This window comes from Sinorhizobium sp. KGO-5 (genome assembly GCF_036245905.1).
GTDB lineage: Bacteria > Pseudomonadota > Alphaproteobacteria > Rhizobiales > Rhizobiaceae > Sinorhizobium > Sinorhizobium meliloti_A.
Genome location: NZ_BDIZ01000004.1, coordinates 135893 through 150027, shown reverse-complemented (window position 1 = coordinate 150027; position 14135 = coordinate 135893). Strand labels below are relative to the sequence as shown.

At 63.3% G+C, this 14135-nt stretch carries 9 protein-coding genes; 3 read left to right on the top strand and 6 right to left on the bottom strand.

Annotated features, from left to right (window positions below; translation table 11 throughout):
* Positions 1 to 2: 2 nt before the first annotated feature.
* On the bottom strand, positions 3 to 854 hold the full coding sequence (locus BHD07_RS19025) for a LysR family transcriptional regulator (protein WP_324762082.1): 852 nt from the start codon (positions 852 to 854) through the stop codon (positions 3 to 5).
* A 122-nt stretch (positions 855 to 976) separates the two neighbouring features.
* Here BHD07_RS19025 and BHD07_RS19020 point away from each other — a divergent pair, with 122 nt between their 5' ends.
* The 3 genes from BHD07_RS19020 (at position 977) to BHD07_RS19010 (ending at position 7556) form a co-directional block, all read left to right on the top strand.
* Positions 977 to 3424 carry a GcvT family protein gene (locus BHD07_RS19020; protein ID WP_338282523.1) on the top strand — a complete coding sequence of 816 codons (2448 nt, stop codon included), beginning with the start codon at positions 977 to 979 and terminating at the stop codon, positions 3422 to 3424.
* Entirely contained in the window at positions 3421 to 5868 is a 2448-nt protein-coding gene (locus BHD07_RS19015) for a GcvT family protein (RefSeq protein WP_338282521.1), read from the top strand. Before BHD07_RS19020 ends, BHD07_RS19015 begins: the two co-directional genes overlap by 4 nt.
* A gap of 143 nt (positions 5869 to 6011) precedes the next feature.
* Complete coding sequence (locus BHD07_RS19010) at positions 6012 to 7556, top strand: trimethylamine methyltransferase family protein (RefSeq protein WP_018095559.1); 1545 nt, start codon at positions 6012 to 6014, stop codon at positions 7554 to 7556.
* 15 nt (positions 7557 to 7571) lie between these two features.
* Here BHD07_RS19010 and BHD07_RS19005 read toward each other — a convergent pair whose 3' ends face one another.
* The 5 genes from BHD07_RS19005 to BHD07_RS18985 all read right to left on the bottom strand — a co-directional run bounded on the left by BHD07_RS19005 (position 7572) and on the right by BHD07_RS18985 (position 14117).
* Positions 7572 to 8093 (bottom strand): hypothetical protein, encoded by a 522-nt coding sequence (locus BHD07_RS19005; protein WP_127711324.1) that lies wholly within the window; start codon positions 8091 to 8093, stop codon positions 7572 to 7574.
* 107 nt (positions 8094 to 8200) lie between these two features.
* Positions 8201 to 9337, bottom strand: a complete 1137-nt coding sequence (locus BHD07_RS19000; RefSeq protein WP_324762078.1) for an ABC transporter substrate-binding protein — start codon at positions 9335 to 9337, stop codon at positions 8201 to 8203.
* A gap of 1 nt (position 9338) precedes the next feature.
* A complete protein-coding gene (gene fhuF / locus BHD07_RS18995; RefSeq protein ID WP_324763464.1) occupies positions 9339 to 10070 on the bottom strand; it encodes a siderophore-iron reductase FhuF in 732 nt (243 codons plus the stop codon).
* A gap of 28 nt (positions 10071 to 10098) precedes the next feature.
* The gene (locus BHD07_RS18990; RefSeq protein ID WP_338282516.1) at positions 10099 to 12273 is read right to left on the bottom strand and encodes a TonB-dependent siderophore receptor; all 2175 of its coding nucleotides are present in this window, start codon (positions 12271 to 12273) and stop codon (positions 10099 to 10101) included.
* Between the two features lie 416 nt (positions 12274 to 12689).
* The gene (locus BHD07_RS18985) at positions 12690 to 14117 is read right to left on the bottom strand and encodes a gamma-aminobutyraldehyde dehydrogenase (protein ID WP_338282514.1); all 1428 of its coding nucleotides are present in this window, start codon (positions 14115 to 14117) and stop codon (positions 12690 to 12692) included.
* Positions 14118 to 14135 lie beyond the last annotated feature (18 nt).

Genomic DNA, 14135 nt, shown 5'->3' with positions numbered 1-14135 from the left:
GTCTAGGTCACGAACCCCGACAGCAGCCCCTCCATTGCGCCGATGATCTTGCGATGCTGATGGGCGTGGCGGGTGCGGAGACTCGTTGCCGCATAGACGGTCTGCGGGATGACCGGCGCGTCGGCCACGACGGCAACGCGGTCGGCGAGCCGATCGGCGGTCGCCTGAGTCACGTAAGCGGCGCCGCCGAGCGTGCGCAACAGGTCCGTGACGGCCATGTTCTGGCCGGCGGCGAGCGAAGCTCCCGAAAGATGCGGAAGTGCCAGGCGGTGCGCCCGGTCGAAGGCCGGCGAGTAACTCGAACGGATATAGGTTTCAGGCTTCACCCCGGCCATCTCGGGAGCATCGGTGCTGACCAGCACGTAATGCAGTTCGCCGATCCGTTCATAGTGAAGGTCGGGCAGGAAATGCGGTGTGTAGAGGATCGCGAGATCCAGCTCCCCGGCGGCAAGATCGCGGTTCATCTGGTTCGAATAATCCGCCTCCATATAGATCTCGGTTGTCGGCAGGTCGCGGCGGATCGCAGCGACCCAGCGGCCGGCAATGGTCTCGGCCAGGTCGTGCTGGATTCCGAGCCGCATCGAACGCTCCAGAGCGCCTGCACTCGCGACAGCACGGGTGGCCTCATGCCACTGGTTTTGCAAGGCTTTCGCATAATCGAGAAAGCGCAGTCCCGCGGCGGTCGGAAGGGTTCCGCCCTTGTTGCGGGTGAAGAGCTTGCGGTTGAACTGCGTCTCCAGGGCCTTCACCCGATGAGAAACCGTGGATTGCGTGATGTTGAGGCGCTCGGCGGTCCGGTTGAAGCTGCGCGTTTCCATCAGGTCAAGAAAGGTCTCGATCAGGTCAACCTGCATTTGTGTCGCTCCTTGCTCCTCCCCGCCAATCTAATCGAATTCTTCGATCAATAAAGCTGAATCGCCGCGCTTGATGGCGTCAGGCTTCCCCGTCAAAGATCGCCGTAACAGAGGGAGCCAGCATGTCGAATTTGCCGTCTCACGCACGTGTCGTGATCATTGGTGGGGGAGCCGTCGGCGCCTCCTCGCTCTACCATCTTGCCAAGGCCGGTTGGACCGACTGCGTGCTTGTTGAAAAGAACGAGCTCACGGCCGGCTCCACCTGGCATGCGGCCGGCAACGTGCCGACCTTCTCCTCATCCTGGTCGATCATGAACATGCAGCGCTATTCGGCTTCGCTCTATCGCGACCTGGGAGCGCTCGTCGATTACCCGATGAATTATCATGTGACGGGATCCATCCGCCTCGGCCATTCGAAGGAGCGGCTGCAGGAGTTCAAGCGCGTCGTCGGCATGGGCCGCTACCAGGGCATGGACCTCGATATATTGACGCCCGAGGAAATGCGCAGCCGCTATCCCTTCCTCGAAACGCATGACTTGACCGGCGCGCTTTACGATCCCTATGACGGCGACATCGATCCGGCGCAGCTGACTCAGGCGCTCGCCAAGGGCGCGCGCGACATGGGCGCGAAGATCATCCGCTTCTGTCCCGTGACCGGTGCCCGGCGCGAAAGGGATGAATGGGTGGTCGAGACGGCGCAGGGCGAAATCCGCTGCGAATACGTCGTCAACGCCGCCGGATATTATGCCCGCGAGGTCGGGAAGATGTTCGGCCGCGACGTGCCGATGATGGTGATGAGCCATCAATACGTTCTTTTCGACGAGATCCCGGAACTTGCCGCCTGGTCGAAGGAAGCCGGGCACAAGCTGCCGCTCCTTCGCGACGTCGACTCCTCCTATTATCTCCGCCAGGAGAAATATGGCATGAATCTCGGGCCATACGAGAAGAACTGCCGCGCTCACTGGGTGAGGCCCGATGACCCGATGCCGGAGGATTTTTCCTTCCAGCTCTTCCCGGACGACCTTGAAAGACTGGAATGGTATCTGAACGATGCGGTCGAGCGCGTGCCGATCCTGGGGACGGCAGGTCTTTCGCGCGTCATCAACGGACCTATTCCCTATGCGCCGGACGGCAATCCGCTGATCGGGCCGATGCCCGGCGTGCCGAACGCCTTCGAGGCCTGCGTCTTCACCTTCGGCATCTGCCAGGCGGGCGGGGCCGGCAAGGTGCTCGCCGAATGGGTGACCGAAGGCCGGACCGAATGGGACATGTGGTCCTGCGACCCGCGCCGTTACACGGACTATACCGACCAGGACTATTGCATCGCCAAGGGGATGGAGATCTACGGCCACGAATATGCGATGCATTTCCCGAAGCACTACTGGCCGGCCGGGCGCGGCAGGAAGCTCTCGCCGATCCATGATCGCGTTGCGGCGCTTGGCGCGCAGTTCAAGCCCTATAACGGCTGGGAACGCGCCATGTGGTACGCGAAACCCGGCGACGACACGTCAGAGGCTGCGACGCAGACCTGGGGAAGGGAAGGCCCCTGGGCGAAGCGGATCGAGGAGGAGTGCCTGGCCGTGCGCGATGCCGCCGGCATTCTCGACCTGCCGGGCTTTTCGCGCTTCCGGCTGAAGGGGGAGGGCGCGCGCGACTGGCTCTCCGGCCTCATCACCGGCCGCGTACCGAAGCCCGGCCGCATCGGGCTGGCCTATTTCGCCGACGACAAGGGCCGCATCCTCACCGAAATGTCCGTCATGGCGATCGAGGAGGATTTCTTCTTCCTGATCACCGCGGCGACGGCGCAGTGGCATGATTTCGAGTGGCTGCAGAAGCATCGCCCGGCGGACGCCGCCTTCACGCTGGATGACGTGACGGTGAAATTCGCCTGCCAAATCCTGACGGGGCCGAAATCGCGCGCGATCCTGGCCGAGGTCTCGGACGCCGACCTTGCGAAGGGGTGGCTGACGCATCAAACGGCGCAGATCGCCGGCCGCTATTGCCAGCTCGTGCGGGTCTCCTTCGCGGGCGAACTCGGCTGGGAGATCCACACGAAAGTGGAGGATACCGCCGCGGTCTTCGATGCCGTTTGGGAAGCCGGGCAGAAGCACGGCCTCAAGCCCTTCGGAATGGAAGCGCTCGACAGTCTGCGCATCGAGAAGGGTTACCGCGCCTGGAAGGGCGATCTCTCCACCGATTACACGGTTTTGCAGGGCGGGCTCGAACGCTTCGTCGACTGGTCGAAGCCGGATTTCAAGGGCAAGGCCGCCCTGGAGCGTGAGAAGCAGCAGGGCGTTACGAAGCGCTTCGTGACGCTGACGGTAGAGCCCGGCGATTGCGACGCGCCCTATATGTCGACGCTCTGGTCGGGCGGCGAGGTCGTCGGCGAGACCACGTCCGGAAACTGGGGCTACCGCACCGGCAAGTCGATCGCACTCGGCATGCTGCGCGCCGATCTGGCCGTTCCCGGCCAGGAGGTCGAGGTAGAGATTTTCGGCGACCGCTTCAAGGCCGTCGTCCAGCCGGATCAGCCGCTCTGGGATCCCTCGAATGAAAGATTGAAGGCATGACGAAGCCCATTCCCGCAAAAGCGCGTGTCGTCATCATCGGCGGTGGCGTTTCAGGCTGCTCGGTCGCCTATCATCTGGCGAAGCTCGGCTGGACCGATGTGGTTCTGCTCGAGCGCAAGCAGTTGACCTGCGGCACGACCTGGCATGCGGCCGGTTTGATCGGCCAGCTGCGCGCTTCGCAGAACATGACACGGCTCGCCAAATACTCGGCCGATCTTTACGTGAAGCTCGAGGCGGAAACCGGCATCGCTACCGGCATGCGCCAGAACGGCTCGATCACCGTGGCGCTGACGGAAGAGCGCAAGGAAGAGATCTACCGGCAGGCCTCGCTGGCGCGCGCCTTCAACGTCGATGTACGCGAGATCACGCCCGACGAGGTCAAGGAGCTTTACCCCCACCTCAACGTTGCCGACGTGAAGGCGGCGGTCCACCTGCCGCTCGACGGCCAGTGTGATCCGGCCAACATCGCCATGGCGCTTGCCAAGGGTGCGCGGCAGAACGGTGCGACGATCGTCGAGGGCGTGAAAGTCACCTCGGTGCTGAAGAAAGACGGCCGAATAACCGGCGTCACCTGCGAGCAGAACGGCGAGAGCTTCACGATCGAGACGGAGAATGTCGTCAACTGCGCCGGCATGTGGGGCAGGGAGCTTGCCCGGCAATCCGGCGTCACCGTGCCGCTGCACGCCTGCGAGCACTTCTATATCGTCACCGAGGCGATACCTCACCTCAGCCGCCTGCCGGTGCTGCGCGTGCCGGACGAGTGCACCTACTACAAGGAAGATGCCGGCAAGATGCTGATCGGCGCCTTCGAGCTCAAGGCGAAGCCCTGGGGCATGGAAGGCATCCGCGAGGATTTCTGTTTCGACCAGCTGCCGGAGGACTTCGACCATTTCGCCCCGATCCTCGAAATGGCCGTCAACCGCATGCCGATGCTTGAAACGGCGGGCATCCATACCTTCTTCAACGGCCCGGAAAGCTTCACGCCAGACGACCGCTACTATCTCGGCGAGGCGCCGGAGCTCAAGGGCTACTGGGTGGCAGCCGGTTACAATTCGATCGGGATCGTCTCCTCGGGAGGCGCCGGCATGGCGCTGGCGCAGTGGATGAACGACGGCGAGCCGCCCTTCGATCTCTGGGAGGTCGATATCCGCCGGGCGCAGCCCTTCCAGAAGAACCGTTCCTACCTCAAGGAACGGGTCAGCGAGACGCTGGGTCTGCTTTACGCCGATCATTTCCCCTATCGCCAGATGGCGACCGCCCGCGGCGTTCGCCGCTCGCCCATCCACGAACATCTGAAGGCGCGCGGTGCCGTCTTCGGCGAAGTGGCGGGATGGGAGCGGCCAAACTGGTTCGCAAGGGACGGCCAGGAGCGCGAATACCGCTATTCGTGGAAACGGCAGAACTGGTTCGAAAACCAGCGGGAGGAGCATCTCGCCGTCCGCAATGGGGTTGGCCTTTTCGACATGACCTCCTTCGGCAAGATCCGCGTCGAGGGCCGCGATGCGCTCGCCTTCCTGCAGCGGCTTTGCGCCAACGAGATGAATGTCGACCTCGGCCGTGTCGTCTACACCCAGATGCTGAACGCCCGCGGCGGCATCGAGAGCGACCTGACCGTCACGCGGCTTTCGCAGACCGCCTTCTTCCTCGTCGTGCCGGGGGCCACGCTGCGGCGCGATCTTGCCTGGCTGCGAAAACATGTGCGCGACGAGTTCGTGGTGATCACCGACGTCACCGCTGCCGAAAGCGTGCTCTGCGTCATGGGGCCAAGGGCACGCGAGCTCATGCAGAGGGTGAGCCCGAATGATTTTTCCAACGAGGCGCACCCCTTCGCCACCGCCCGCGAGATAGAGATCGGGATGGGCATCGCGCGCGCCCACCGTGTCACCTATGTCGGCGAACTCGGATGGGAACTTTACGTCTCCACCGACCAGGCGGCGCATGTGTTCGAGACGCTCGAACTGGCGGGGGCCGATGTCGGGCTGAAGCTCTGTGGCCTTCATACGCTCGATAGCTGCCGGATCGAGAAAGCCTTCCGGCATTTCGGCCACGATATCACCGACGAGGATCATGTGCTCGAAGCGGGGCTCGGCTTTGCGGTAAAGTCCGGAAAAGGCGAGTTCATCGGCCGCGAGGCGGTGCTCGCCAAGCGCGACGAGGGTCTTTCGCGCCGGCTGGTGCAGTTCCGGCTTTCAGATCCGGAGCCGTTGCTCTTCCACAACGAAGCGATCGTGCGCGACGGAGAGATCGTCGGCACGATCACGTCGGGCAATTACGGCCACCATCTCGGGGGTGCGATCGGGCTCGGCTATGTGGCCTGCCAGGGTGAAAGCGAGGCCGATGTGCTGGCTTCCGCTTACGAGATCGAAATCGCCGGAACGCGGGTCAGGGCCGAGGCTTCGCTGAAGCCGATGTACGACCCGAAGGCGGAGCGGGTGCGGGCCTGAAAAGACTGCCCCATACGCCTGCCGGCACTTCTCCCCGTTTTGACGGGGGAGAAGGGAGATGCCGTGCAGCCCACCCCCCGGGTGCGAAAACCGAGGGAGAGAGGCAAAGAACAGACGACGACAGCGCCATTGGGAGATGAATGATGGCTGAGGAATGCGCAGTTGCGGCTTCGAGACGGTCCGGCGGACGGGCGGCGCGCGTTGCGCTTCGTTCGTCGCCGCTCGCCGAAAACATCCGCCCCGTTCGTCCGGGCCTTTCCGGCGGACAGTACAAGCCGCTGACGGAGGCCAACGTCAGACGGATTCACGAGGCGGCGCTCGATGCGCTGGAACAGATCGGCCTTGCCAACGCGCCGCGCTCCGGCGTCGAGATCATGACCGGCGCGGGGGCTATCCTCGGCGAGGATGGACGACTCCGCTTCCCGCGTGCACTGGTCGAGGACATGCTGGCCATCGCCGCGCGCGACATCACCCTTTACGCGCGTGATCCGAAACAGGATCTCGAACTCAGCGGTACGCGCGTCTATTACGGTACAGCGGGCGCGGCGGTTCACGTGGTCGACGTCGAGAAGCGCGAATACCGCGAATCGACCGCCAAGGATCTCCTGAACGCGGCGCAGCTCGTCCATCACCTGGACAATGTCCATTTCTTCCAGCGAGCCATGGTCTGCCGGGACGTTTCAGACAATTTTCTGATGGACATCAACACGCTCTACGCCTGCTGCGCCGGGACGACGAAGCATGTCGGCACGAGCTTCTCCGATCCGTCGCATGTGGAGGGTTGCTTCGACCTCATTCACATGATCGCAGGCGGCGAGGACAAGTGGCGGGCGCGGCCCTTCGTTTCGAACTCGAACTGCTTCGTCGTACCGCCGATGAAGTTCGCCGAGGAAAGCTGCATTACCATGGAGAAGTGCATCCGCGGCGGCATGCCCGTCCTGCTGCTATCCGCGGGACAGGCTGGGGCGACTGCCCCGGCGCCGCTCGCGACCGCAATCGTGCAGGCGGTTGCCGAGTGCCTTGCCGGCGTCGTCTACGTCAATGCGCTTTCGCCCGGCCATCCGGCGGTCTTCGGCACCTGGCCGTTCGTGTCCGATCTGAGGACGGGCGCCATGTCCGGCGGCTCCGGCGAACAGGCTCTGCTGACCGCCGGCTGCGCGCAGATGCACCAGTTCTATCGCCTGCCCGGCGGCGCCGCCGCCGGCATCGCGGATGCGAAGCTTCCCGATATGCAGGCCGGCTGGGAACAGGCGATTTCCAACGTGATGGCGGGGCTTTCGGGGCTCAACATGGTCTACGAGGCGGTCGGCATGCATGCATCGCTCCTCGGCTTCTGCCTGGAGTCGCTGGTGCTCGGAGACGACATGCTCGGCCAGGTGCAGCGCTGCATCCGCGGCATCGACGTAACGGAGGATTCGGTTTCGCTCGAGACCATGCGTTCGGTCTGCCTCGACGGCCCCGGCCACTATCTCGGCCATCCGCAGACACTCGGGCTGATGCAGACGGAATATATCTATCCGGCCGTCGCCGACCGCACGAGCCCGAAGGAATGGGTCGAGATCGGCCGGCCGGATCTCGTCGCCCGCGCGATCGAGAGGAAGAACCGCATCCTGGCAGACGCTGCCCCGTCGCTGATCTCGGCGGAGGCCGACCGGGCGATACGGGAGCGGTTCGGCATCTTTTGTTGACGTGTCGATTCGCCGTCAGCGTCGACCGGCACCTCTGACCTCGCTTACCCTATAGGTCCATTTCGGCGCAGTCGGCGCTTCATCCGGCCTGTAGGGGAAGGTCAGGAACGTCTCGAATGGGCGGTTCTGGCCGCCCGGCACCCGGAGCAGGATGAGAGCCGTATCCTCGCCGATACGTGTGCAGGCATCCTGCGGGCAGTCCTCGAGCGTCACCGTGAGGCGGAAATATTCGAGCGTGACGTCCGACGCATTGGCTGCGGTGCCACGGACCCGAAAGGTGCGCTCGGTTTCGTTCGGTTCGAACGCCATGTCCCGCAGGGTGATGTCGGCGACGGTCAGCCCGGCGGCGGGCCGGCTCGGGGCCGGCTCCGGGGCTTTGTCCGGAGCAGCTTCGTTCAGCCAGACGAGAAAAGCGACGCTGAGCCCCAGCGCAACCGCAATGGACAGGACCGGCTCGATCCAGCTGCGGAAGCGACCGTAACGGGCCGCGAGATACACGATCGCCAAGCCCAACGGTAACGCAATCAGCCACGCCATGAAGTTCCTCCTGCGAGAACCTTATATAGGGCGAGGCGGCGCTGGCAATCTTTGGGGTACGCCCGGCCGACACTCTTCTGCCAATCCGGGGCAGGTTCAGCCGGCGGTCATTTCTTCAAACTGATCCAGTAGGTGCCCTCGAAGGGAACTGCAGCGAAGCGCCGGTCGATTTCGGCAAGCGTCGCCGCGGGATCGACGTCGGGGAAGAGGTCGGGGCGAAGCCAGGAGGCAAAGGCTTCCGCTGCGACGATGTTCAGCGGAACGGCGTTGAAGAAATTCCAGAGGCCGTGCACCCGCCCGTTGCGGACGGCCGCGATGCTCTCCATCACCGGTTTGTCCACGGCCTGCGCCAGGGTCCGCTCCGCCTCTTCGGCCTTGACGCCGGGCCCGATCGAAAAGCCGCTATATTTCCCGCCCGGCGACGAGGTGGCGATATAGACGTCCGGGTTTTCGGCCATGACGGCTTCCGCGTTCATCATGCCGCCCGGGCGCGGCAGCGCGCCCTCGGCGATGTTGCGGCTGCCGGTGACGGCGATGAATTCGCCCAATCCGCCGACGCCGTAGGCCCAGCAGCAACGGTCTGGCGCGGGAAACGCTTCCATGAGGACTTTAGGGCCGGCCTCGGAACTCTTGGCGACGCGATCGCGGATGCGGGCAAGACGTTCCTCATAGAAGCGGGCGAACTCCTCCGCCTGTTCTTCTCTCTCGAAGACCCTGCCGAGGAGACGTATGTTGGCAGGCGTGTTTTTGAGAGCTTCGTTGTTGAAGTCCACGACGATGACGGGCACGCCGGTGCTCTCGAGGTATTCCATCGCACGCTGGCCCGCTTCCGTATCCGCCTGCCAGTTGGCGAGAACCGCAAGATCGGCCTTCAGCGTCAGGATCGTTTCGAAGGAAAGGCCCGGTCCGCTGCCGTCATCGATCAGCGGCACGTCTGCGAGTTTCGGAAACTTGCGAACGAAGCTCTCATAGATTTCCGGATTGTCGCCTTTCATGTCGCCGGACCAGCCGGCGAGCAGACTTACCGGGTCCGGATGGATGAGCGAGAGGGCGACGAGATTGAAGCCGCTGCCGAGAAGCACCGCCTTGGGGGGCGCGGGGATCGTTACCTGTCTTCCGACTGCGTCCGTGACCGTGATCGGCCACTGTGCCTGCGCCAGCGCGGCGAACGGGAAGAAGAGGATCGACAGGAGGGCAATGGCCTGAAGGAAGAGGCCGCGGCGGCGTGGGAATGGACGAGACAAGCTATTGTTTCCTTTGGCTTGGAAGGGCGCAGAGGCTGCCGCAGCTCGGAATGCCGGGGAGGAGATATCTCAGACAGCAGATCTTGCGCCGACAGACGCGCGTCCCGTCCTCTTCCTCCTGACGCAGACAGTCGAAGAAAGGATTGGGAGCGCCGTTGGGCATCAGACGGCAGCCGACCATGGCATCGGCCTGGTCGCTCATGGGGTCGGTCCCCGCGGTTCGAAGCGCATAATCGATGTAAACGGCGGCATTGTTCCAGGCGAGCCTCGGCGATATGCCGCCGGCTGCCTTGAGATGCGGGACCACCTTGGCAAGATGCTCGTCCATGAGCGAGCCGATCAGGGCGAAGATGTCACGCCCGTCATCGTCGCGCCACTGACCTGCCGTCGCGACCCCGAAGGCGCGGGGCAGCCCGTCGTCCGAGAGCGCCACCGTCATTTGGTCGAAATCCGCCGGCAGCGCCTGGTGGTCCAGCACCCGGGCGACGACATAGGGGATGGTCAGGGCCGAGAAATAGTAGAGCGACCACATGGAGGCGACGGCGCGGCGGTCGGTGCCGCCGGAGGCCTCGGCATAGTGCGAGAGCGTCCGGTCGAAGGCGCCGGAAGCGAAAAATTCCGGCAGCGAAATGCCGTCGGAAAGATTAGCCGACAGCATCATCTTCTCGTTGCACCAGGCATGCGGGCCGGCAAAGGCCGCCGACAGACCTTTCGGCTCGTCGATTACCGCCACGCTTCCATGCCCGGCTGTTGTCATGAGCTCACCAGTTGTAACGCAGCGAGCCGATGACCATGCGGCCCTGATCGCGGTGGCAGTAACCGGCAGTGCACACGGCCTCGCGGCGGTCGAAGAGATTGGTGGCATTCACCTGCAGATGCAGACCCTCATATTTCGGGTCGATCGCTGCGAAGTCGTAGCCGACAGAAGCATCGAAGAGAACGCGCGAACTATTCTTGAAGGTGTTTTCGTCATTACCGTAACTCGATCCCACGAAACGCGCGCCTCCACCCAGGCTGAACCCGTAAAACGGGCCATCTTCCGGCAATGTATAATGAGCCCAGATCGATGCCATATGCTGTGGTGCGGAAGATACATAGTTGCCGATCGTGCCTTCGGGGCCCTGAATGATCTTGACGTCGGTATAGGCGTAAGAAGCGATAAGCGAAAGGCCGTTGTCAAGGCTGGTGTTCGCTTCGATTTCGAAACCGCGCGAACGCAGTTTGCCGCGCTGGACCTGTATGTTGGTGACGCCGTCGGCCTCGAAATAAAGGCCATTCTTCTGATCGATGTTGAAGAGAGCGGCGGTGATCAGCGTATTGCTGTTCGGCAGGAGGTACTTGACGCCGACCTCCTGTTGTTCGCTCTCGGTCGGTTTGAACGGCTGGTGCGTTTCCTGGTTGGTGCCGGCATTGGGTGTGAAGGCCGTCGAGTAGCTTATATAGGGCGCCAGTCCGAAGTCGGTCTGGTAGGTGAGCCCTATGCGGCCGGAGAACTCCTTGTCCTTCTGCGAAACCGACGTCAGCGAATCGCTGGCAAGGTCGGTAGTGTCCGTATCGGTCGATACCCAGTCGTAGCGCCCGCCCACCGTCAACGTCCAGGCGTCGTAGCGGATCTGGTCTTGCAGATATGTGCCGAGCTGCCACTGGTCCTGGACCGTACGCGTGTTGAAGTCGATCGCGTCGACCGGACGCCCCTGCGTCGGATTGTCGGTATCGAGCGGCGGCGACACGCCGCGTCCGTCGAGCGCACGGAAACGCAGTTTCGTATAGTCGACCCCCGCAAGCAGCGTATGCTCCAGAGCGCCGGTGTCGAATTTGGCTTCGAGCTGGTTGTCGATCACGAACGCCGTCAGCCGCTCGTCATAGGTGCCGGCGGCGCTGTCGAGCAAAGTCGGGTCGTCAGCGTTCGGGGCGTAGGCGAAGTCCCAGTCGGCGTCGATGTTCAGCGTGGATACACGCGCATTCTGCCGGAAGACGAAGGTGTCGTTGAGCCGGTGCTCGAATTCGTAGCCGATGCGTCCCTGCTTCTGTATCGAATCGTTGAAGTCGGGGTTGCCGGCAAATATGTCGGTCACTTCGCTGGTCAGCGGGTCGTTGTAATAGGTCGCGGTGCCTCCGGTCTTGGTGCGCGAATACTCGCCGAGAACCGTCAGCTTCGTGTCTTCGTCCGGCTTCCAGGTGAATGCCGGTGCGATATAGGCGCGGTCGTCCGCAAGGCCGACCTGCTCGGTGTCGGCATCGCGCAGCAGGCCGGTCAGGCGATAATAGACCGGGTCGGTCTCGTTCGCCGGGCCCGAGAAGTCGAACTGGCCCTGATAGCGGTCGTGACTGCCGTATTGGACCTGCACCTCTCTCAGCGCATCTTCCGTCGGCCGCTTGGTGATGAGGTTGTAAAGACCGCCGGCGCCCGTTGCACCGTAGAGGGCCGATGAGGGTCCGCGCAGGATCGAAACGCCTTCGAGCCCGTAGGGTTCGTTCTTGAAGACCGAGTCGACAGCCGCCGGCTGGCGGAGATTGTCGCGGAAGATGCCGGTAAAGGTTACGTCGAAACCGCGGACGAAGAATGCGTCGAAGCGAGGATCGAAACCATAGGCGCCGACGCGCGTGCCCGGCGTATAGGCGAGCGTCTCCAGCAGCGTCTGCGGGTTGCGATCCTTCAATTGCTGTTCGGTCACCGTAGAAATCGATTGCGGAGTCTCGAGGAACGGCGTGTCGACTTTGGCGCCCGTGGCGCTGCTGATGCCGACATAGCCTTCGGCCGTGATCACGCCGCCACTGCCGTTGACCACCAGCGTTTCGAGCTCGGTCGAATCGCCGCCGGAAGCGGTTTCCTGCCCTGCTTGCTGCGCCTGGGCCGTGGCGACAAGGGCGAGGGCGGACGTTCCGGCGAGGGCAGCGCGAATGAGGGGCAGGAGGAAGGCGGATTTGGAGGGCATGCAACGCAACCTTACAGAGATGTATGTTATGTTCTATAAGGTGACCTATTCACTCATGATTGTTGCGGGCGCAAGCTCTTTTCATGACTTTTTCAGTCATGTTCCGGAAGTATGTGTGAAAAGTGCAACATCGGCGAATGCGCGGGCAGGGGAGCAGCCGGCCCGTGAGGGTTTGGATGGGCAAGTGGAGTGCGACGCGGCATGCCCCCCCAGAGCATTTCAACGTTTCATGGAAACATTGAAATGCTCTAACCGATTGATCCAACCCACTTCCGGACGGAAACCGTTACACCCTTTTCCTGGAAGCGCTCTTACCTCTCTCGAGGAAGCGAGGGACCGGGGCGAGGCTGCCGCGGGCCGCCTCGCCGGACCGGCGGCAGAAGGTCGCCGGCAGGCGGATGAGGGGCGCGGAAAATTCAGCCGTGATTGATCATGATGTGACGGACGGCGGTGTAGTCCTCCAGCGCATAGACCGACATGTCCTTGCCATAGCCCGACTGCTTGATGCCGCCATGCGGCATTTCGTTGGTCAGCATGAAATGAGTGTTGATCCAGGTGCAGCCATATTGCAGGCGGGATGCCGCTCGCATCGCCTTGCTGATGTCCTTCGTCCAGACCGAGGAGGCGAGGCCATAATCGCTGTCGTTCGCCCAGGCCACGGCATCGTCCTTGCCGGTGAAGCGCGTGACGGAGACGACCGGGCCGAAGACTTCGCGGCGGACGATCTCGTCCTCCTGAGTGGCGCCCGCGACGACCGTCGGTTGGAAGAAGAAGCCTTGCTCGCTGCCCGTGCCGCCGCCGGTGGTGATCTCGATGTGCTTCTGATCGGCGGCCCTTTCGACGAAGCTTGCCACGCGGTCGCGCTGGCGCCTGGAGATCAGCGGACCGATCTCGTTTTCCGTGTCGTCGTCGAGATTGTAGCGGATGGTCGAGACGGCCGATGTGAGGTCGGCGACGAGTTTCTCGTAGATTCCGGCTTCGGCATAGATGCGGCAGGCGGCGGTGCAGTCCTGTCCGGCATTGTAGTAGCCGAAGGTGCGGATGCCGTTGACCACCGCCTCGAGGTCGGCGTCGTCATAGACGATGACCGGCGCCTTGCCGCCGAGCTCGAGATGGGTGCGCTTCACCGTCTTAGCGGCGGCCGCGAGCACCTTCTTGCCGGTGGCGATGTCGCCGGTGATCGATACCATGCCGACCTTTGGATGGTTGATCAGCGCATTGCCGACGGTTTCGCCGCGGCCGGTGATGACGTTGACGACGCCTTCGGGGAGAATGTCGGCGAGGAGCCGCGCGAGCTTCAGCGCCGTCAGCGGCGTCTGCTCGGATGGCTTGAAGACGACGGTGTTGCCGCCGCCGATTGCCGGCGCCAGCTTCCAGGCCATCATCATCAGGGGATAGTTCCACGGCGCGATCGAGCCGACGACCCCGATCGGGTCGCGGCGGATCATCGACGTATGGCCCGGCAGATACTCGCCCGCCGTCGGCGCATGCAGATTGCGCACCGCGCCGGCGAAGAAGCGCCAGCAGTCGATGATCGCGGGCAACTCGTCGTTCTTCACCGCATTGATCGGCTTGCCGCAGTTCAGCGCCTCCAGCGCGGCGAATTCGTCGGCTTCTTTCTCGATAGCCTCGGCGACCTTCAACAGGGCGTTGGAGCGTTCGGCCGGCGTCGTCTGCGACCAGCCGACGAAGGCGCGCTCGGCAGCGTCGACGGCGGCGTCGATCTGCGCGTGGGAGGCCTCGGCGAGGTCGATGATCCCGGCGCCCGTCCTCGGATTGAGAATGTGTTCCTCGGCCTCGGTTCCGGCTTCGAAGCGCGATCCGATCAAGAGCTGGGTGTCCATGTCTGTTCTCCCTTCAAG